Source organism: Nocardia sp. NPDC057272 (genome assembly GCF_042668615.1).
Classification (GTDB): Bacteria; Actinomycetota; Actinomycetes; order Mycobacteriales; family Mycobacteriaceae; genus Nocardia.
Map to the genome: position 1 here is coordinate 17933 of NZ_JBHUYK010000026.1, position 19521 is coordinate 37453.

The 19521-nt window shown below is 68.5% G+C and carries 18 protein-coding genes; 8 read left to right on the top strand and 10 right to left on the bottom strand.

The genetic code is table 11. The annotated features are described in order from the left end of the window. Positions 1 to 43: 43 nt before the first annotated feature. Positions 44 to 601, bottom strand: coding sequence for a hypothetical protein (locus tag ACFULV_RS27610; protein WP_378661597.1), 558 nt, complete (start codon positions 599 to 601; stop codon positions 44 to 46). Here ACFULV_RS27610 and ACFULV_RS27615 point away from each other — a divergent pair. Then, a complete protein-coding gene (locus tag ACFULV_RS27615; protein ID WP_378661600.1) occupies positions 585 to 833 on the top strand; it encodes a hypothetical protein in 249 nt (82 codons plus the stop codon). The genes ACFULV_RS27610 and ACFULV_RS27615 overlap by 17 nt on opposite strands. 54 nt (positions 834 to 887) lie before the next feature. Here the strand turns inward: ACFULV_RS27615 and ACFULV_RS27620 are convergent, their stop codons facing one another. Together ACFULV_RS27620 and msrA are read right to left on the bottom strand one after the other, a co-directional pair. Continuing rightward, entirely contained in the window at positions 888 to 1934 is a 1047-nt protein-coding gene (locus ACFULV_RS27620; RefSeq protein ID WP_378661604.1) for a hypothetical protein, read from the bottom strand. A 108-nt stretch (positions 1935 to 2042) separates the two neighbouring features. Next, a complete protein-coding gene (gene msrA / locus ACFULV_RS27625; RefSeq protein ID WP_378636487.1) occupies positions 2043 to 2558 on the bottom strand; it encodes a peptide-methionine (S)-S-oxide reductase MsrA in 516 nt (171 codons plus the stop codon). Between the two features lie 172 nt (positions 2559 to 2730). Between msrA and ACFULV_RS27630 the strand changes: the two genes are divergently transcribed. From ACFULV_RS27630 to ACFULV_RS27645, 4 genes are all read left to right on the top strand, one after another. Then, positions 2731 to 3195: a carboxypeptidase-like regulatory domain-containing protein gene (locus ACFULV_RS27630; protein ID WP_378661607.1), complete on the top strand. Its 465-nt coding sequence runs from the start codon at positions 2731 to 2733 to the stop codon at positions 3193 to 3195. 114 nt (positions 3196 to 3309) lie between these two features. Beyond that, positions 3310 to 5265, top strand: coding sequence for a GMC family oxidoreductase (locus ACFULV_RS27635; RefSeq protein WP_378661610.1), 1956 nt, complete (start codon positions 3310 to 3312; stop codon positions 5263 to 5265). 95 nt (positions 5266 to 5360) lie between these two features. After that, on the top strand, positions 5361 to 5828 hold the full coding sequence (locus tag ACFULV_RS27640) for a MarR family winged helix-turn-helix transcriptional regulator (protein WP_378661613.1): 468 nt from the start codon (positions 5361 to 5363) through the stop codon (positions 5826 to 5828). Positions 5829 to 5960: 132 nt separating this feature from the next. Next, complete coding sequence (locus tag ACFULV_RS27645; protein WP_378661616.1) at positions 5961 to 7424, top strand: MFS transporter; 1464 nt, start codon at positions 5961 to 5963, stop codon at positions 7422 to 7424. A 9-nt stretch (positions 7425 to 7433) separates the two neighbouring features. On the opposite strand, the gene ACFULV_RS27650 is transcribed toward ACFULV_RS27645, so the two are convergent. The 6 genes from ACFULV_RS27650 to ACFULV_RS27675 all read right to left on the bottom strand — a co-directional run bounded on the left by ACFULV_RS27650 (position 7434) and on the right by ACFULV_RS27675 (position 14619). Beyond that, entirely contained in the window at positions 7434 to 7808 is a 375-nt protein-coding gene (locus tag ACFULV_RS27650) for a DUF742 domain-containing protein (RefSeq protein ID WP_378661619.1), read from the bottom strand. Further along, on the bottom strand, positions 7805 to 9784 hold the full coding sequence (locus ACFULV_RS27655) for a nitrate- and nitrite sensing domain-containing protein (protein ID WP_378661621.1): 1980 nt from the start codon (positions 9782 to 9784) through the stop codon (positions 7805 to 7807). The genes ACFULV_RS27650 and ACFULV_RS27655 overlap by 4 nt, the downstream gene beginning before the upstream one ends. Positions 9785 to 9972: 188 nt before the next feature. Next, on the bottom strand, positions 9973 to 11277 hold the full coding sequence (locus tag ACFULV_RS27660) for an AAA domain-containing protein (protein ID WP_378636470.1): 1305 nt from the start codon (positions 11275 to 11277) through the stop codon (positions 9973 to 9975). After that, the gene (locus tag ACFULV_RS27665; RefSeq protein ID WP_378661623.1) at positions 11274 to 12755 is read right to left on the bottom strand and encodes a hypothetical protein; all 1482 of its coding nucleotides are present in this window, start codon (positions 12753 to 12755) and stop codon (positions 11274 to 11276) included. The genes ACFULV_RS27660 and ACFULV_RS27665 overlap by 4 nt, the downstream gene beginning before the upstream one ends. Beyond that, a complete protein-coding gene (locus tag ACFULV_RS27670; protein ID WP_378661625.1) occupies positions 12752 to 13837 on the bottom strand; it encodes a hypothetical protein in 1086 nt (361 codons plus the stop codon). Before ACFULV_RS27670 ends, ACFULV_RS27665 begins: the two co-directional genes overlap by 4 nt. Next, positions 13834 to 14619, bottom strand: coding sequence for a hypothetical protein (locus ACFULV_RS27675; protein ID WP_378636463.1), 786 nt, complete (start codon positions 14617 to 14619; stop codon positions 13834 to 13836). Before ACFULV_RS27675 ends, ACFULV_RS27670 begins: the two co-directional genes overlap by 4 nt. A 137-nt stretch (positions 14620 to 14756) precedes the next feature. On the opposite strand from ACFULV_RS27675, the gene ACFULV_RS27680 reads away from it, so the two are divergent. Next, positions 14757 to 16265, top strand: a complete 1509-nt coding sequence (locus tag ACFULV_RS27680) for a leucyl aminopeptidase (RefSeq protein ID WP_378636461.1) — start codon at positions 14757 to 14759, stop codon at positions 16263 to 16265. Here the strand turns inward: ACFULV_RS27680 and ACFULV_RS27685 are convergent, their stop codons facing one another. Beyond that, positions 16266 to 16616 carry an oxidoreductase gene (locus ACFULV_RS27685; RefSeq protein WP_378636459.1) on the bottom strand — a complete coding sequence of 117 codons (351 nt, stop codon included), beginning with the start codon at positions 16614 to 16616 and terminating at the stop codon, positions 16266 to 16268. 232 nt (positions 16617 to 16848) lie between these two features. Between ACFULV_RS27685 and sucB the strand changes: the two genes are divergently transcribed. Both sucB and ACFULV_RS27695 read left to right on the top strand, forming a co-directional pair. After that, positions 16849 to 18612 carry a 2-oxoglutarate dehydrogenase, E2 component, dihydrolipoamide succinyltransferase gene (gene sucB / locus ACFULV_RS27690; RefSeq protein WP_378661627.1) on the top strand — a complete coding sequence of 588 codons (1764 nt, stop codon included), beginning with the start codon at positions 16849 to 16851 and terminating at the stop codon, positions 18610 to 18612. 11 nt (positions 18613 to 18623) lie between these two features. Next, positions 18624 to 19517, top strand: a complete 894-nt coding sequence (locus ACFULV_RS27695; protein ID WP_378661629.1) for a TIGR01777 family oxidoreductase — start codon at positions 18624 to 18626, stop codon at positions 19515 to 19517. Positions 19518 to 19521 lie beyond the last annotated feature (4 nt).

Genomic DNA, 19521 nt, shown 5'->3' on the forward strand with positions numbered 1-19521 from the left:
GAACCAATAGTGCCGCCGAACCGGAATCGGACGGTCGCCGAATTCATTCGGTTGTTCGACACCACTCTCGTCGATAGTCGGCCCAATCCTGCGGCGTGGCAGCGAAATCCACGTATAGAGCCACACCGAAATTCGCTCGGCCGACATCGGTGTCGGTCAGACCGAGGCGAATTCCCCGAACCGCGGCGGCAACGGTCTCGGCAGCACCGTGATGGCCTGGGTCGTCGGCCCAGAAGGCGGGTGCACCCATCAAGAGATCGACTCCGTCCGGGGTCACCTCGGCGGCGAGTTCGGTCTGCTGCGCCACATACCCGCTGTAGAGAGCTCGGGTAGGCATCGCCGTGTCATAGGACATCACCGCAACCTGATCGGCGCGACGGGCAACCTCGGCGAAATAGGCTTGGCTCCACCATTTTCCGTGGTCGGCGAGAGCCAAACCCACCGAATGCAATCCGGGTAGCGGATCGATCAACTCCCCCTTGTCCGAGTCCCCCGATGCTACCGGCAGGTATCGACAAGCAAACTTCCGACAAATCACCCGCCCGTGAAACACTGTGCGCCGCTGGATAATTGAATGGAGCACAATGAAATACGCCGTCACCCTCGGTTCCGCCGTCATCGCGGCCTTCGCGTTCGCGATCGCCACGCCGACCGTCGCAGCAGCGCAGCCCTCGAACTGCCACGATTCCTACACCCCGTGCCTGCCCATCGTCAGCGATGTGGACTGCGAAGGCGGTAGCGGCAACGGCCCCGTCTACACCGGCCGCGTCACGGTGATCGGCCCCGACGACTACGGCCTCGACCGTGACGGAGACGGCATCGGCTGCGAGTGAACAGCACGAGGGGCGTGCGATGAACGACATCGCACGCCCCTCGGGATCAGCTTCTCAGCGGTTGCCTTCAGGACCCCAGCCCTGGTCACCGGGCTTGCCCAGATCAGGACCATCCGGGTACCCGGGACCGCCATAACCCGGTCCGCCCGTGCCCGGACCACCGGTGCCAGGACCGCCGTAACCCGCACCACCGGTGCCAGGACCGCCATAACCCGGTCCGCCTGTGCCGGGACCGCCGTAACCGGGACCGCCCGCAGGCCCGCCGTAACCCGGTCCACCTTCGGGACCGCCGTAGCCGGGACCGCCGTAACCCTGTCCGCCTTCCGGACCGCCGTACCCCGGCTGCCCGCCGAATCCCGCTGCGGGCCCGCCATATTGCTGCGGGTATCCCGGCTCCGGGGTCTTCGCCGCGTCGGCGACCGGCCCACCGGTGACAACCCGGTAGGCGTAGGTCGAGGCGATGATCGTCAACGGGATCGTGACGAGCAGGCCGAGACCGCACAGCAGCGCACCGACGATGTTGATACCGAACAGCGCCAGCGCGAGCAGCAGCAGCGTTCCCGCGTTGCTCGAGATCGCCGAGAAACTCGACTTGATCGCGGTGACACCGTCCTGGTCACGGTCGATCACGAACTGCATCGTCCACCAGGTGAAGAACGCGACGACCAGGCCCGGCAGCACACACAGCAGCAGGCCGATGCCGGTCGCCAGACCGACCAGCAGGCCGGCGATGATCACCGCACCCACATTGGTGAACTGGAAGAACGACCCGAATCCGGGCTTGTTGCCATCGGTTTCGTGTAGCGAGCCACGCACGAATGCCGCCGAGATCAGATAGCCGATCACCGTGCTCACGATGGTGCCGAGGATCTGCCAGAGCCCGAACCCGAAACTGACACCGCCGTCATAATCGGTGTCGCCGGAGTTTCCGAGCCCGAACAGGAAGCTGATCACCGCCTGGATCAGGAATGCGACGACCACCATCCCGATCCATACGAGCGCGTTGTCTTTGAATTTCGTCCACCCGTACCCGATGGCGTCACCGACACTGAGCGTCGGTCCCGCCGGGGGATAACCGGGTTGCTGCTGTCCATATGTCATCCGAATCGCTTCCCCTCATCGTTCGAGACGGCCGCTGCCGCTCATATGAGTACTCCGATCCGACGTCACGGTCACGCCGACACAGCCGATCATGACATATGGAAAACGCTACTTGCCGGTGTTCTCGCGCTTCGGGAGTTTCCAGCCGGGACGAGGAAAATGGCAGGTGTAGCCGTCGGGGTAGCGAATCAGGTAATCCTGGTGCTCGGGCTCGGCGTCCCAGAACGTGCTCGCCGGGGTCACCTCGGTGACGACCTTGCCCGGCCACAGGCCCGAGGCGTCGACATCGGCGATGGTGTCGAGGGCGATGCGGCGCTGATCGTCGTCGAGATAGAAGATCGCGGAACGGTAACTGTCGCCGAGATCGTTGCCCTGGCGATCCTTGGTGGTCGGATCGTGGATCTGGAACAGGAACTCGAGCAACGCGCGATAGTCGGTCTGCGCCGGGTCGTATTCGATCTCGACGGCCTCGGCGTGGCCCGGGTGATTGCGGTAGGTCGGATTGTCGTTGGTCCCGCCGGTGTAACCGACCCTGGTAGCCAGCACGCCGGGCTGCCGGCGGATCAGATCCTGCATGCCCCAGAAGCATCCACCGGCCAGAATCGCCTTACGAGTGTCGCTCACACATCCTCCTTCATGAGGGCTCAACGGTCGCACGAATCGGCCACAACCGCCTCTATGGAACACCGGTTTCAGCGCCGGAATTCCCGTCAGTATTGTTGCCGCCCGAGCGTTACCTCAGCAATGTCCACGTGCACTTTCAGGTCAGGCCAGGAAGTAGGAGGAAGACGGCGCGATGCCACGATTTGTCATTTCCCAGTGTTTGGCGATCGGATTGGCGGCAACAGCTCTGATGGGGACGGCGGCGACTGCCACGGGGGCTCACCCCGGCGCCGACGACTCGATCGCGCAGGACGCGGCGCCCTGCGAGGAACTACGACAGGCACGGCAGAACGGCCAGGGAGTCCGCGGGGCGAGCCCGGCGGCCGCGGGCCAGATCGACGCGGTGCTGATCACCGCGAAGCACCGCACGCCGATCGCGGGCGGCAAGATCGTCCTCACCGGCATCGACGCCTGTGGCGACAATATTCACCGGCACATGTCCACCGGCGCCAACGGGCAGGTGAGTTTCCGCGGACTACAGCCCGGGCGTTACCAGCTCACGGCCTACCGCAACGATTCGGCGACGCAGTCTGTCACCCGCGCCGATGTCGACCTGTCGACTCCGTCGCTCAAAACGATCCAGTTCACCGCCGACTGATCGCGGAGGCCGGGCCGGGCGTTAGCACCGCCCGGCCCGAAACCTGTTGACCCCCAGCGCGGTCGCGTGTCCCGTGATAGAAATCACCCCAGAGTGAAAAGGGGTGGTTTCCGCATGGAACCGACAGCCGAACAGCGGGCCGCGCTGGGCATGATCTGCGATACGTTTCTCCCTGGCGACGGGCGCGGATTGCCCGCCGCGACCGATATCGGCGCGGTCGACACGATCTTCCGCATCCTCGGGCGCAATCCTCGCGAAGCCGAGCAGAAGCAGCTGGCAACGCTGTTGGGACTGTGGGATTCTCGCCTCTTCGGCCTGTTCACCGGCAGCGGCTTGCGCCGGTTCTCCACGCTCTCGCAGGAGCAGCGCGAGGCAGCCCTGCTGCGCCTGGCCGACTCCGGCCTCGCCCCCGCCCGGGCGATCTTCCAGGCGCTCAAGCAGGCTTCCCTGCTCGCCTACAACGTGAGCCCCGGTCCCACCGGCACGAATCCGCTATGGGCGGAGATCGGCTACCCGGCGCCGGTCGGCCGGCTCGACACCGCCCCGAAGCCGCCGCTGTCACCGCTGCGGTTCACCGAATCCACCGCGCTCGAATGCGATGTGGTGGTGGTCGGCTCCGGCGCCGGTGGCGGTGCCGCCGCGGCGGTGCTGGCCGAAGCCGGCCTCGACGTGATCGTGCTCGAACGCGGAAACTATTACGACGACCAGGATTTCGGCGACGGCGAACTCGACGCGCTGACCAGCCTGTACGCGCCGGGACCCGCCTCCTCGGCGGAAGGCCAGATCACCCTCGTCGCGGGGACCTGCCTCGGCGGCGGCACCGTGGTCAACTGGAGCACCTCGCTGCCGACGCCCGACACGGTCCGTGCCGAATGGGCCGAGACCGGCGTGCCGCAGTTCGCCGAGGACGAGTTCGGTGATGCGCTGGCCGCTGTACAGAAACGGATCAGCGTCACCGACAGCAAGTCACCGCTCTCGGCGCGCGACGGCATTCTCGAGCGCGGTGCGCGCGCGCTCGGCTGGGATGTGGACACCCTGCCGCGCAATGTCAGCGACGCCTGTGACGCCGGAATCGAGTGTGGGCGTTGCGGCTACGGCTGCCGCCTCGGCGCCAAGCAGTCGGCGACCAAGACCTGGCTCGCCGATGCGGCCGAGCACGGTGCGCGCCTGGTGGTCGGCGCCGACGTCCGCGCGATCACGGTGAAAGCGGGCCGGGCCGAATCGGTTTCGGCGGTCACCGCCACCGGGGTCGAGATCACGGTGCGCGCCAAGGCGGTCGTGGTCGCCGCGGGCGCGATCCAGACACCGGCGCTGCTGCGACGATCCGGTCTGCGCAACAAGAACATCGGCCGGTATCTGCGCCTGCACCCGGCCGCGGCGGTCTTCGGCGTCTTCGACGACGACGTCCGCCCGTGGGAAGGGGCGTTGCAGGCCCGCATCAGCAGGCACCACGCGAACCTCGACGGCAACGGCTACGGCGTGATCTACGAGACCGGCCCGGTCCATCCCGGTTTGGCCACCGGCTTCATGAGCTGGCGCGGCGCGGCGCAACATCGGGCCACCATGCTCGATTTCGCGCGCACGAACTCCATCGGCATCATCACCCGCGACCGCGACCCCGGCACCGTCTCGATCGACAAGTCCGGCGAACCGGTGGTGAAATACCAGCTGTCCGACTACGACGCCGCGCACCTGCACACCGGCATCGTCGGCGCCGCCTCCATCCTGGAAGCCGCGGGCGCGCAACGGATCTTCTCCGGTCATCAGGCGGGCATCTCGTTCGAACCGGGCACCCGCGGTTCGCTCGCGGAATTCGACGCCGCGGCGAAGAAGGCGGGCTACGGCCCCGGCCGCTGCTCGATGGGCGCCCTGCACATCATGGGCTCGGCCAGGATGGGCGGCACGCCGGAGCTCTCGGCGACCGACCCGGACGGCGCCACCTGGGATGTGCCGAACATCGTGGTGGCCGACGGGTCGAGCTTCCCCACCGCCCCCGGCGTGAACCCGATGGTCACCATCGAGGCGATCGGCTACATGAACGCGAAACGGCTCGCGGCCCGGCTGGGTTAGCCGTGTCGATGTGCAGCGGACACGTAGTGTGGTCGGTACACATGTGGTGATCCACCGCGCGGCCGGGCCGGTGCGAATTCGCGGAAAGGGCTGAGATGGACAAGGCGACGCAGTTGGTCGAGTTCGAGACCATGCTCCTGGGTCGCCACAGCCTGAGATCGCGCCGGGGGCCCGACGCCATGGACCGCAGCGCCTATATCTTGCTGAGCCGGCTGCGGATGGGTGGACTGATGTCCATCGGCCAGCTCAGTGACGCACTGGGCCTGGATGCCTCGACTCTCAATCGGCAGACCGCCGCCATGATGCGGACCGGCGTGATCGAGCGGATTCCGGATCCCGAGGGCGGGATGGCGCGCAAGTTTCGGGTCACATCCAAGGGTGAGCGCCGGTTGAACGCCGAACGAGCCCTGATCGTCGACGCCCTCGACTCGATCCTCGAGGACTGGCCGGCCGAGGATATCGCCGCCTTCGTCGGCTACCTGCGACGATTCAACACCGATATCGAACGCCGGTCAGGAGAGTACTGGCCACGGCCGATCGCGGCCCTGCCCGCGGATCACTAGCGGAACTACGACCTACGTCGCGATTTCTCGATGAAGCTCACGCGCCTGAAAATGTGTATTATGCACATCTAATGCAGTATGCATATCTTGTGCTCTGTACATAACGTGCGTGTTTGTCGATAGGAGCGGTACGTGGGGATCTCGGAAAAGACGGCGCGACCCGGGGTGGTCGTCGGCGTCCTCGCCTTCGGCGGCACCGTCGCCGCGATTACGCAGACGGCGGTGGTGCCGATCATCGGCCAACTCCCGCAACTGCTCCACACCAGCGCCGCCGACGCGTCCTGGGTGATCACGGTGACGCTGCTCGTCGGAGCGGTGTTCACCCCGGTCGCCGGCAAGCTCGGTGACCTCTACGGAAAACACCGCATGCTGCTGGTCTCCGGTGGATTTCTGATCGTGGGCGCCGCGATCGCCGCCATGTCCTCCTCGCTGGTACCCATGCTGATCGGACGCGGAATCCAGGGCATGGGGGTCGGTTTGATTCCGTTGGGAATCAGCCTGATGCGCGATGTGCTTCCCGCGGAGCGGCTGGGCTCCTCGATCGCGCTCATGAGCGCGTCGCTCGGGGTCGGTGGTGCGTTGGGTCTGCCGGTATCGGCCGCGGTCGCGCAGTACGCGAGCTGGCGGGTCCTGTTCTGGGCCGCGGCGGCGCTGAGCGCGCTGATCGTAGTGCTCATCGCGACCCTGGTTCCGGCCGAGGCGAAGCGCGGTGACGCGGGTGGACGGTTCGATTTCGTCGGTGCGGTGGGACTCGGCGCGGGTCTGGTATTCCTGCTCCTGCCGGTGTCGAAGGGCGCCGGTTGGGGCTGGACCAGTACCACGACGCTCGGGCTGTTCGCCGCTTCGGCGGTGACCCTGGCCGCGTGGGGACGGTGGGAATTGCGGACTTCCGACCCGCTCGTCGATCTGCGCACCACGGCCCGGCCGCAGGTGCTGCTGACCAACGCCGCGTCCGTTCTGGTCGGCTTCGCCATGTACGGCCAGGCGCTGATCGTGCCGCAGTTGATGCAGTTGCCCTCGGCCACCGGCCACGGCATGGGACAAACCATGCTCGGCATGGGTCTGTGGATGGCGCCGGGCGGCTTGATGATGATGGCGTTGTCACCAGCGGGCGCGAAACTGTCGGCCGCGCGCGGACCCAAGGTCACCCTCGCGGTCGGGGCGCTGATCATCGCCATGGGCTATGGCTCGTCGGCCGTGCTGATGGGTTCGACCTGGGGTCTGATGGCGATGGTCTGCATCACCAACATCGGTGTCGGCCTGGCCTACGGCGCCATGCCCGCGCTGATCATGGGTGCGGTGCCGCTGTCGGAAACCGCCTCCGCCAACAGCATCAATACGCTGATGCGCTCGCTCGGTACGTCGGTGTCGGCGGCCGTTGTGGGTGTGGTGCTGGCGAATATGACGACCGACTTCGCCGGGCACGCCGTGCCGTCGGAGGCCGGGTTCCATGTCGGGCTGCTGATCGGCGCCGCTGTCGCGCTCGTGGCGGCCGGTATCGCGATGACCATTCCGCGCCGACCGGCCGAGCCCACCGATCTCGATGCCGAACTCGCGACACTGTCGACGCGGCCGGTATCGGTGACGAAAGCCTGACGAGCCGGCCTAGGACCGTTTGATCCCGGCGAGCACCGCCCGTAGGACGTCCAGGTCCGGGGCGGTGCTCATCTGGTTTCGCGGCCCCCGAGCGTGGAGCCGGCCCTCGTCGATCAGGTCGCCGATGAGCAGCTTCGTCGAGGTCAGGGGTAGGTGCAGGTGGGCGGAGACCTCCGCGACCGACAGTGGCGTGCGGCACAACTCGACGATCAGGTCGTATTCGGGAGCGAGCAGACGTGAACGGGCACCCGAGCGAGCGTCGACGAGCAGGGTGGTGAGCTCGAGGTCGGAACGCTGTGCCTTGGCGCGCCCGCCGGTGACGGCGTACAGGCGCACCAGCGGACCAGCCTCGTCCTCGTACCAGTGTTCGCGCTCGTCGCTCATGGTCGCGGCGAGACAGCGGGAAACTGGCCGGAGATCGCCGACTCGGGATCGGACGCCTCGGCCAGCGCCGACGGGATCAGCACCACGACCCGCACGCCGCCGTAGACCGATTCCGACAGCCGCACCGAAATGCCGTGCCTGCCCGCCAGCGTGGCCACCACGAACAGTCCGAGCCGCGAGGTTCCGGCCAGGGTGCCCACGCTGAACGCGGGCGGGTCGGCCAGCATCGCGTTGCGTTCGGCCACATCGCTTTCCGACATGCCCAGCCCCTGGTCGACGACCTCTACCGCGACCCCACGACCGACCACGATCCCCGACACCACGACCTGGGTCTCGGGTGGGGAGAAGGCGGTCGCGTTGTCCATCAGCTCGGCGAGCAGGTGGATCACGTCGGCGACGGCGTGCCCGGAGACGCGCACATCCGGCATCTGCTTGGCCGCGATCCTGGTGTAGTCCAGGCTTTCCGCGATCGCGCCGCGCACCAGCTCGAGCAGCGGGACCGGCTTGCGCCACCGACGGCCCGGCTGTTCGCCGCCGAGGATGATGAGGTTCTCGGCGTTGCGCCGGGCCCGGGTGGCCAGATGGTCGAGCTGGAACAGCAGATCGAGCTGATCGGCGTTGCTCTCGTCGCGCTCGGCGCGGTCGAGCAGCGCGAGCTGGCGGTGCACCACCACCTGGCTGCGGTGCGCGATGTCGAGGAAGACGGTACTGATCCCCGCCCTGGTCTGCGCCTCCGCGACGGCGGCCGACATCGCGGCGACGTGGGCGCGGTTGAACGCCGCGGCCACCTGGCCGAGCTCGTCGGTACCGAAGTCCAGGCTCGAACCCTCCGCCGCGGTGTCGACGGTCTCCCCCGTCGCGACCCGGCGCATCACCTCCGGCAGCCGCTCGTCGGCGAGTTCGAGGGTGTCGTGGCGCAATCGGTGCATCCGCGCGATGAACCGGTTCGCCATCACCAGCGCGACGAGGAAGGCGGCCACCGCGGCGAGCGCGATCAGCGCACCGCCCAGCAGCGCGCTGTCGGTGTCGCGTTCGCCCTGCTCTCTGGCGATCACGTGGGCGTCCCCGCTCTGGTCTTCCCACAGTTTCTGCAAGGCCAGGCCGACGTGCTTGGACGCGTCCTGCCAGTCGGCCAGACCGATCGGGAGCCCGGCCTCCCCGTCGCGTACGGATATCGGTCCGCGCAGCAGGATGGCGTCCTGCATCGCGATGACCTGCTGCCACTGCGGGCTCGCGGTGATCTCCGAGAGCTGCGCCAGGCGGCGGCCTTTCAGCACTGTCGCGGAATAGGCTGCCTCGCCGCGGAATTCGCCGATCCGACGGCCGAAGTCGACCAGCTGGGCAGCGCTCATCTCGCCGGTGGCCACTGCGACGGAGCCGAGAGTATCGGCTTGTGACAGCGCTTCCGCCGCACGCAATTGTTCTACGGCGTAGCCCAATTCGATGCCGACCTTCGCCTCGGGCGCGACCCGGGCGGCCAGCATCGACGCGGCGATGATCGTGCCGATCACCCCGGTGTAGAACCCGAATACCTCGTCGCTGGAAATCCGCAGGAATTCCACGCCGGTGCGCACGGTCGGCACCATGGAGAACAGCTTGTTGTATCCCTCGATGTCCTCGCGGGAACCATCGGGATTCAGCGCGCGAGCCGCGTCGCCTTTCGCGATCACCGCCGCGAGCGCCTCGTCGGAACGCTGCTTGGCGGTGGCCAGCGCGGGCGCCGACGACACGTCACCGGCCAGCCGCAGCAGCGACAGCCTGCGCTCTTCCTGGAATGCCGACACCATGAGAATCGCGGGCCCGGTGGTACTGCTCGCCAATTCGGCCCAGTCGGTGGAATCCCTGGCCGAATTCACCAGATAGACGGCTCCGCCACCACCGACCACCAACAGCATGACACTGGAGATGAGCACCATCGACAACAACCGGATACGCACACTGACCCGGCCACGAACACCGGTACGCCTGATCTTCAAATCTGAAATCTTTCCGCTCCCCGGAACGCCCCGGCGCCCCGCTGCGTGCCGGTGCCGCTAATGGGCCACCCACCACGCGTGTCTCGCCGTGAGACTAACCGACGGCCCGAGCGTGCGCGCGAAGTCGCGAATTGTCGAAACACAGGGTGTATCAGGCTAACTCGCAGCATCGGAACGGCCGGTGCGGTTTATAGCGCCGCCGCTCGCACCCGATGGCCCGACAGATGACTCAGCACCGCTTGATTCGCCTCCCAGCCGTCGGGGAACTTCACCGGCACCCCGAGGTGTACCGGGTCGGCGGAGGGGTGGGCGTCGAGGAGTTCGGGGATGCCGGCGCGGCCGACGAGGATGCAGGCGTGGCGGTGCCGGGAGGCCAGCACACACAGCCGCCCCGCCTCGAGGTGGAAGGCGCTGGCGTCGCGGCGGCCCGAGAGTGGGTGCAGCACCAGGGTGACGTCGTACTCGCGACCCTGGAGCCGGTTGGCGGTGTCGACGGTGACGGGTTCGGCGCAGGTGCCGCGCAGGGCGGTGCGGATGGCGTCAGCCTGGTCGCGGTGCGCGGTGCCGATCGCGACCCGCTCGGTGGTCACCGGGTGGCTGCCGGATTCGGAGTGGGCGGTGGCGCCGCGTTCGATCAGCCGGGCCGCGATCGCCGCGATCGCGGCGACGGCGTCACGGTCGGTGCGCAGGGTGTGCCGGGCAGGCAGTTCGTACCAGCCCCACCCGGATTCGGCCGCCTCCTCCAGTACCGCGTCGACCGGCCCACCCAGGCCGCGGGTCGTGAAATCCATGCGCCGGTCGCCGAATCCGGTACCGGACTGGAATTCGGTGAAGGGGTAGAACGCCTTCGACACCACCGGTGCGGCGGTGGCGGGCAGCCGCCAGGACACCGGCAGCCGATGGGTGGGGATGTGGTCGTTGTTGGCCAGCATCACGCTGACCGCGCTCATCGTCGGATCCCAGGTGAGACCGGCCCAGCGCGCGGTTTCGACGGTCGCGAACGGGTCGAGCTGTCCCGGGTCGCCGACGAACAGGCCGCGATCGAACCGATTCGCGATGCGCAACAACATGTCCGAGCGCATCTGGTAGGCCTCGTCGATGATCGCGTGCGACCAGCTGCCCTCGGTGATGGTGGCCCACTTGGCCGCGGTGCCGATGACGATGGTGCGGTCGGCGAGGTCGCCGGGTTGCTTGGCGACCCGGACATTGCCGTGCCGATCCACCCGATCGCTCACGACGTAAGCCGCGCTGGACAGCCGCCCGATCCGCAGTGCGGGGTCGGCGGCGGCCAACCGGTCGATGAGGTCGTCGACCTGCTCGTTGGTCTGGGCGACGATCATCCGCTGGTCGCCGTCCTCGGCGAGCTGGCGAGCCGCGCGCACCACCAGCGTCGACTTGCCCGCTCCCGGTGGGGAGTCGACGACGATCGCGCGATGGCTCTCGTCGCGCAGGTCGGTGAGAATTCCGGCGACGGCCTCGTCCGGTGTGGTCACTGGAGTTCGTCCCCCTCCTCGTCGGTCGGCGGGGTCCATTCCGGCGGCGGACCTCCGTGGGTCCACGGCGTCTCCTCGCGCGCGGGCAGATTCAGCATCCCGTTGAACGGTGCCGGTTTGAAGCGGGCGAAACCGAGGTCATCGCCTTCCTCGGGAACACTGCCCGGCTCGGCGACGAGTTTGCGCCCCATTCCGCCGGACAGTTCGAGAACGATCGTGTCACCGTCGATCTCGACGACGAGCCCCGACTGTTTCGGCCGCTCGACACAGGTCAGCTCTTCCCCGACCACGGCGATGAACGGATCGGCGGTCCGAATATGGATGTGCGGGCGCAGTTTCGGGCGCGATCCCGAACGATCGAGGCGCTCGGGCTCACTGTGGGTGACGGTGCCGCGGAACGCCGCTCCGCTGACACGGTGCTCGAGCATGCGCAGCGGATCATCGAAAGCGCACTGCCCCTGCAGGGCTTCCAGCGCCCGTTCCCGCTCCAGCAGTCTGCGCACCGCCGGAACGGCGGAATCGCGGCGGGCCTGCGGAACACCCTCGGCGACATCGGCGGCGAAGCGGGAGAACGCACCGCGATCATCGGTCCACCGGTTCTCCACGCTGGCGCCTTCGGGCAGTGCGCTCAGCAGCTCGATCGAACGCCACATCAGCTGCCAGGTGGGTTCGAGCTGGCCACGCAGCGAGCGCTCGAGTCGTTCGGCCGCGACAGATCTGGCGGAGTCGTCGAGTGCGGCGTTGTAGGCGGCGATCAGCGGCGCGAGTTCCTCGTTGTCGAATCCGGGATCGGTGGCCGGACCCGCGGGCGGCGACAGCAGCGGGTCCTCTGCCAGGGCAGCGGCTTCCGCGCCGGTCAACCCGGGCGGCGGGTCGATCCAGCCGAGCAGGGCCGCGAGATTGCCGTCTTCGAGGCTGGACTGGCCCGACGCCCAATGCGACGACAGCACGGTCGTCATCGCGGGCAACACCGCCGACCCGGGATGTTCGGCGCGATCACCGAACCAGGTGAGCCAGCGCCCGAGCAGCGGAATCGACTCCGGTACGGGGTTGTCCCCATCAGTCCGGTGAAACCGCACCGAACGCCCCAGCAGCTTCAGGAAATTCACGCCGCCGGGGTTCGGTGTCCACATCTGGGGCGCGTCGAGACACCGCGTGTAGGTCTCACCCGCTTTACTGGTGAGCTCCTCGGTCTCGACGAGGAACGTCGAGAGATAGGGCAGCACAACATCGGCCAGTTGCTCGATGAACCGCAGCCGCAGCACGCGGTCGCGCGGCTGCGGCACTGCCAGCACGTTCTGGTCGCCGGCCGAGGTGCCGATCATGATCGCCACCGGCGCCGCTGCCTCCCCCGCCAGCCGCAACGGCACCGCGACCAGCGGCCGCTCGGCGAGGTGGATGTGGCGCACCGCCGCGGTCGCCTGCGCGCGGCCGGCCCGGACGGCCTCGGCCTTGGCCAGGGCCGCCAGGACGCTCATCCGGCGATCTCCCACCGCAGCCGATGGGCGGTCCGCAGCATGGCGGTGATGTCGGCGTGCTCGGGGCCGGGTTCCAGCGTTCCGTCGGCCAGGCCGAGGACCGTGTGGATGTTCTCGATGCCACCGACCACATCGCACACCCCGCGACCCAGCGCGTCCACCGAGCCGCAGGTGCGGGCCTCGTCGCGGCAGGCGAACGCGAGCTCGCAGCTCGACATGCACTCGGGCGCGTAGCGAGCCGGGATGGCGGCGATCGTCTTCTCGAGGTTCTCCCCCGGCGCGAAGGTGGCCTCGGGTGGCAGCAGGTCGAGCAGCTCGGGAATCGCGGTGAGCCGGGTCAATTGGCGCGAGACCGTGGCGAGTTGCTTGCGCAGATCGACGAGTTCGGCGGTGGGCCGATTCGAGAAGTCCTTCGCGCAGACCAGAATCACATTGTGCGACACGATCTCCGGTGACTCGCCGATCTCGGCCATCAGCTCACGCAAAGCGATCACGTACACCGCGGACTGACGCGCGGCGGCCGCCACCTGCGCCGGATCCGCCTGCCCGTCGATCACCGGGAAAGCCTTGACCTCCACCACATGGAACTTGCCGTCCAACTGCACGGCCACCACATCGGGTTCCAGATAGGCCGTCGCGCCGGCGATATCGAGCCGCAGCATCGGGTGGTCGAACAGGGTGCCGTCGCCCGCCGCGATCGCGCTCTTCAGCAATTGCCTGGTGCGTTGACAGCGCACCGCGTTGCCGGTGTTCTCCCCCACCGAATTCAGGTCGTGGTAGGCGACTTCGGGAATCGTGAGTCCGAGTTTGTCACGCAGCAGGGCGAGCAGTTCCGCGCAACCGTTCGCCTTCACCATCGCCTCGAAAGCGTTGCCGCGCGTAATGGCGAACTGGGACTGACCGAATTGTGGCGGGAATCCCAGTGATTGGGCGATCACGGTCTTGTCCACCGCGGCCGCGTCGAGCAGGGCGCGGCGGGCACATCCGGGATTGGCCGTCAGCGCGGCGATGGTGCGGGCATTGTGCCTGGTCGCGGGGGCTTCGCCGCGCAACTCGTCCAACTGTGCTGCGAGAGTGCTCATTTCACCTCGATTCGTCGCCGATCGGCTACGCCGAGCCGAACACCGAATAGTTGTGCGGCCGGATCCGCCAGCTGATCCGCCGCCCGACGCGCGGCCGAATTGCGCTGCCTCGCGTCCTCGTCCTCGTGCACCGCGAGCTCACGCCGCGCGGCCTCGATCACCTTCGCCGGGTCGAGCGAGTCCGGGGCGGTGGAGATGCCAGGAATCGACACGGCGAGCCGCCACAGTACGCGCAAACCCGACGTTTCCCCCGCAGGCTGCGCCGAAAGATGTTCGGCCAAGCGAATAGCCGACACCAGCAGCCCGACCCGTGGACTCAACGGGCCGACCATCCGCCGTTCCAGCGGCCACGAACTCACCGCCATCAGACCGCGCGCGGGAGCGAGCAGATCGGTGGTGAGCGCCGCGCACAGGTAGTACGGGCGGGCGTACGGCGCCGACCGGAAGGACCGCTCCTCGTCACGGCGCAGGCTCGTCAGCCGGGCGGGCAGCAGCTCGCCGGAGAAGAACGCGTCATGGGTAGCGAGCACCAATTTCGGCGACGACGGTACCGACAGCAAGGTCAGCGCGCGATGTACGTGTTCACGCACCGGCACCCCCGGCGCCTCCGACGCCTCTTCCGGCATCGAACCGAGAACCGCCGCGTCCCAGGCCAACTCTGCCCTGCGCAGTTCGGCGCGCAATTGCCGCGCCCCGGCCCGGTCCCCACCGGCGGCCGCCCGTCGCACCTCGGCCCGCAAACCGGAGATGCGCACCTCCAGCTCCTCGGCCGAGTCCGTCACGAGTCGGAGCGTATCCACAGCTACCAGTATTGTCCAGTAATTCCCAGTATTTCCGGGACAGCCGGATCGAAGTACCGCACACCCGCCCACCCGGACTCGTGATGCGAGCACCGATAGCGACCGAATAACCTGGGGCAATGACAGCTGTTGCAGATCGTTCACTCGGACCGGAACTGGCGCGTACCGAAACCATCGCCGCGGACACCGACGTGCTGGTGATCGGGTTGACGTCCTCGGAGAACGGACCGGCCATCGTGCCCGCCGACCTGTTCGGCGACGTGCTCACCGCCGAGGTTCGCGCGGAACTGCTGGACGCTCTCGGCTCGGTCGGCGCCAAGGGCAAGCCCGAGGAACTCACCCGGGTGCCCGCGCCCGCCGCGCTGGCCGACGTCACCAGCGTGCTCGCCGTCGGACTCGGCGCGGCCGACAAGGTCGACGCCGAACAGGTGCGCCGTAGCGCCGGTGTGGCCGGGCGCGCGCTCAGCGGCACCGAACTCGTCGCCACCACCCTGTCCGGCATCGATCTCGGTGCGGCGGCCGAAGGGTTCTACCTCGGCGCGTACACCTTCTCGTCGTTCAAGTCCAAGAGCGCGCCCAAGCCGGACGAGCGCCCGGTGGTCCGCCTCGAATTGCTGGTGCCCGGGCCGGAATTCGGCACTCTCGAGCTCCTGCGCGCACAGCTGGTCGCCGAAGCGATCGCCACCGCACGCGATTTCGTCAACACCCCGCCGAGCGCGCTCTACCCGGCCGAGTTCGCGGAGCGGGCCCGGATCCTCGCCGTCGGGGCGGGCCTCGAGGTCGAGGTGCTCGACGAGAACGCGCTCGCCGCAGGCGGCTACGGCGGCATCATCGGCGTCGGCCAGGGTTCCTCGCGTCCGCCGCGCCTGATCCGGATCACCTACGCGGGCGGCCCGAAGAAGATCGCGCTCGTCGGCAAGGGCATCACCTTCGACACCGGCGGCATCTCGATCAAGCCCGCCGCCAACATGGAGAACATGACCTCCGACATGGCGGGCGCCGCGGCGGTCATCGCCACCGTGCTGCTGGCCGCGCGGCTCGGCCTGCCGGTCACCGTCACCGCGACCGTCCCGATGGCGGAGAACATGCCCTCGGCTACCGCGCAGCGCCCCGGCGACGTGCTCACCCAGTACGGCGGCACCACCGTCGAGGTCATCAACACCGACGCCGAGGGCCGTCTCATCCTGGCCGACGCGATCGTGCGCGCGATCGAGGACGAGCCCGACTACCTGATCGACGTCGCCACCCTCACCGGTGCGCAGATGGTCGCGCTCGGCACCCGCACCCCGGGCGTGATGGGCACCGACGAGTTCCGCGATCGCGTCGCCGCGATCTCGCGCTCGGTCGGCGAGAACGGCTGGGCGATGCCGCTTCCCGCGGAACTGCGTGCCGACCTCAACTCCAAGGTCGCCGACCTGGCCAATGTCGCGCCGCACCGCTGGGGCGGAATGCTCTCGGCCGCACTGTTCCTCAAGGACTTCGTGCCCGAGGGCGTGCAGTGGGCCCACCTGGACGTCGCGGGTCCGGCCTACAACACCGGCGGACCGTTCGGCTACATCGGCAAGGGTGGCACCGGCGTTCCGGTCCGCACGCTGATCACCGTGATCGAGGAGATCGGCGCGGAGTAGTCACTCCTCCAGCTCGGCTTCGCGAGCCCGCCGCTCCTCGATGCGGCGGCGGGCATCGAAGTCGCGCATGCGTTGCGGATAGCCGGTGCGGTTCACGTCGTAGACGGGGATCTTCAACGCGCCGGCCAACCGCCGCGCGCCCTTCTCCCCGACGATGCGACGGGTCCACTCACCGTCGGCGGCCACCAGCACTGCTGTGACATCGGTCACAGTCGTTTTGGGTTCGACGAAGGCTTCGACGCCGCGCCGCGTCCGCGCCCAGTCCGCCAAGGCGCTCACTTCCGACGCGGTCTCGCGCGCGCCTGACCTGCTCGCACCGCGCCCACCACGGAAACGATCCAGCAAACCCATCCGGCTCGACCTCCTACATTCCGGCGGAATTCTGCTCACCGCCGTACATTCCATGGTGCCAGCTTCGCCCGGATCGCCGCCCTGCGCTACACCCGCGACGGACGAGTGCAAGGATGGTTGCCGGAACAAGAACCAACGTTTCCCGGGTGCTCCGCCGAGACCGGTGGGGTGGACGAAAGCCGCGACCCGCGACGGATGTCCGCCGGGTACACACTCAGAGGAGTCAGAGGACATGGCCTTCTCCGTCCAGATGCCAGCCCTTGGTGAGAGCGTCACCGAGGGCACGGTGACCAGGTGGCTGAAGCAGGAAGGAGACACGGTCGAGGTCGACGAACCGCTGCTCGAAGTCTCCACCGACAAGGTCGACACCGAGATCCCGTCGCCGACCGCGGGCGTGCTCTCCAAGATCGTCGCCCAGGAAGACGACATCGTCGAGGTCGGCGGTGAACTCGGCGTGATCAGCGATGCCGGCGAGACCCCCGCCACCGCACCCGAGCCTGCTGCCGCACCCGCCGCGCCTGAGCCGGCCCCCGAACCCGAGCCCGCGCCCGCCGCGCAGGCACCTGCCGCCGAGGCACCCGCCCCGGCCGCCGCGCCTGCCGCGTCCGCTGCTTCCGGCACGCCCGTGAAGATGCCCGAACTGGGCGAGTCGGTGACCGAAGGCACTGTGACCCGCTGGCTCAAGGCCGTGGGTGACACCGTCGACGTCGACGAGCCGCTGCTCGAGGTGTCCACCGACAAGGTCGACACCGAGATCCCGTCGCCGGTCGCCGGCACGCTGCTCGAGATCACGGCGCAGGAAGACGACGTCATCGATGTGGGTGGTCAGCTGGGTGTGATCGGTAGCGGTCAGCCCGCGGCCGCCGAGCCCGCCCCCGCGCCTGCCCCCGAGCCCGAACCGGCACCCGAGCCCAAGGCAGCACCGGCTCCCGCGCCCGCCGCCGCGGCGCCCTCGCCGAAACCCGAACCGGCACCGGCTCCCAAGCCGGCTCCGGCTCCCAAGCCCGCCCCGGCTCCGGCTGCCAAGGCAGCTCCCGCCCCGGCGTCGGCCAACGGCAGCACCCCGTACGTGACCCCGCTGGTCCGCAAGCTGGCCGACGAGAACAACGTCGACCTGTCGACCCTCACCGGTTCCGGTGTCGGCGGCCGCATCCGCAAGCAGGACGTGCTCGCCGCCGCCGAGGCCAAGAAGGCGCCCGCCGCCGCTCCGGCTCCGGCCGCCGCCGCACCCGCGCCTGCGGCCAAACAGTCCGCCGCCCCGAAGCTGGCCGCCCTCGTCGGCACCACGCAGAAGGCCAGCCGGATCCGCCAGATCACCGCGACCAAGACGCGCGAATCGCTGCAGGCCACCGCGCAGCTGACCCAGGTCCACGAGGCCGATGTCACCAAGATCGCGCATCTGCGTCAGCTCGCCAAGGCCTCGTTCAAGTCGCGCGAGGGCGTCAACCTGACGTACCTGCCGTTCTTCGCGAAGGCCGTCGTCGAGGCGCTCGGTGTGCACCCGAACGTGAACGCGTCCTACAACGAGGACACCAAGGAAATCACCTACCACGCGTCGGTGCACCTGGGGATCGCGGTCGACACCGAGCAGGGTCTGCTCTCGCCGGTCATCCACAACGCCAGCGACCTGTCGCTGGCCGGTCTGGCCCGCGCGATCGCCGACATCGCCAACCGCGCGCGCACCGGTGGGCTCAAGCCCGACGAGCTGTCCGGTGGCACCTTCACCATCACCAACATCGGTAGCGAGGGCGCGCTCTTCGACACCCCGATCCTGGTTCCGCCGCAGGCGGCCATGCTGGGCACCGGCGCGATCGTCAAGCGCCCGGTGGTGGTGACCGACGAGGCCGGTGGCGAGTCCATCGGCGTGCGCTCGATGGTGTACCTGCCGCTCACCTACGATCACCGTCTCATCGACGGTGCCGACGCGGGCCGGTTCGTCTCCACCATCAAGCACCGGCTGGAAGATTCGGCGTTCGAGGCCGATCTCGGCCTGTAGTCGAGGAATTCATGAAGGTGGTCATCGCCGGTTCGTCCGGCCTGATCGGGACGGCGCTCGTCGCGGCACTGCGCCGCGACGGGCACCAGGTCTCCCGCCTGGTGCGGCGCACTCCCGCCGCACCGGACGAATTCGCGTGGGATCCCGCGCGCGCCCAGCTCGACGAGCGGGCGTTGCGCGGGGCCGACGCGGTGGTGAACCTGTGCGGTGCCGGCATCGCCGACCGTCGCTGGAACGGCGGCTACAAGCAGTTGCTGCGTGACAGCCGCATCACCCCCACCGATGTCCTGGCCACCGCGGTGGCCGCCACCGGTGTTCCGACCCTGGTCAACGCCAGCGGCTCGCACTACTACGGCGGCGAGACCGGTGACGCGATCATCGACGAGACGTCGCCCGCCGGAACGGATTTCCTGGCCACTCTGTGCCGGGACTGGGAAGCCGCCACCGAACCGGCCGCCGAAGCGGGCGCGCGCATCGTGCTGCTCCGCAGTGCCGTGGTGCTGGCCCGCAACGGCGGCATGCTCGGCAAGTTGCACCCGCTGTACTGGGTCGGTCTGGGCGGACGCCTCGGCAGCGGCCGCCAGTACCTCCCGTGGATCTCCCTCGACGACGAGGTCGGCGCGATCGTCTTCGCGCTCACTCACCCCGAGATCTCCGGCCCGATCAATGTCGCCGGCCCCGCCCCCGTCACCAACGCGGAATTCAACCGCGCCCTCGGCCGCGCACTACACCGGCCGACCCCGTTCATCGTCCCCGGTTTCGCCCTGCAGGCCCTCGTCGGCGAGCTGGCCGACGCGATCCTGCACGGCCCACGCACCATCCCCGCGGTGCTGGAAGAGGCCGGGTACGCCTACCAGCACCCGACCATCGGCGCCGCGCTGGCCGCCGCTGTCGGCAGAGGGTGAGCCG

Excerpts from the sequence above, each read along its gene's own strand:
- ACFULV_RS27615 (WP_378661600.1), top strand. The coding sequence starts at position 585 with ATGAAATACGCCGTCACCCTCGGTTCCGCCGTCATCGCGGCCTTCGCG.
- ACFULV_RS27620 (WP_378661604.1), bottom strand. The coding sequence starts at position 1,934 with ATGACATATGGACAGCAGCAACCCGGTTATCCCCCGGCGGGACCGACG.
- ACFULV_RS27630 (WP_378661607.1), top strand. The coding sequence starts at position 2,731 with ATGCCACGATTTGTCATTTCCCAGTGTTTGGCGATCGGATTGGCGGCA.
- ACFULV_RS27635 (WP_378661610.1), top strand. The coding sequence starts at position 3,310 with ATGGAACCGACAGCCGAACAGCGGGCCGCGCTGGGCATGATCTGCGAT.
- ACFULV_RS27640 (WP_378661613.1), top strand. The coding sequence starts at position 5,361 with ATGGACAAGGCGACGCAGTTGGTCGAGTTCGAGACCATGCTCCTGGGT.
- ACFULV_RS27650 (WP_378661619.1), bottom strand. The coding sequence starts at position 7,808 with ATGAGCGACGAGCGCGAACACTGGTACGAGGACGAGGCTGGTCCGCTG.
- ACFULV_RS27665 (WP_378661623.1), bottom strand. The coding sequence starts at position 12,755 with ATGAGCGTCCTGGCGGCCCTGGCCAAGGCCGAGGCCGTCCGGGCCGGC.
- ACFULV_RS27670 (WP_378661625.1), bottom strand. The coding sequence starts at position 13,837 with ATGAGCACTCTCGCAGCACAGTTGGACGAGTTGCGCGGCGAAGCCCCC.
- ACFULV_RS27680 (WP_378636461.1), top strand. The coding sequence starts at position 14,757 with ATGACAGCTGTTGCAGATCGTTCACTCGGACCGGAACTGGCGCGTACC.
- ACFULV_RS27685 (WP_378636459.1), bottom strand. The coding sequence starts at position 16,616 with ATGGGTTTGCTGGATCGTTTCCGTGGTGGGCGCGGTGCGAGCAGGTCA.
- sucB (WP_378661627.1), top strand. The coding sequence starts at position 16,849 with ATGGCCTTCTCCGTCCAGATGCCAGCCCTTGGTGAGAGCGTCACCGAG.
- ACFULV_RS27695 (WP_378661629.1), top strand. The coding sequence starts at position 18,624 with ATGAAGGTGGTCATCGCCGGTTCGTCCGGCCTGATCGGGACGGCGCTC.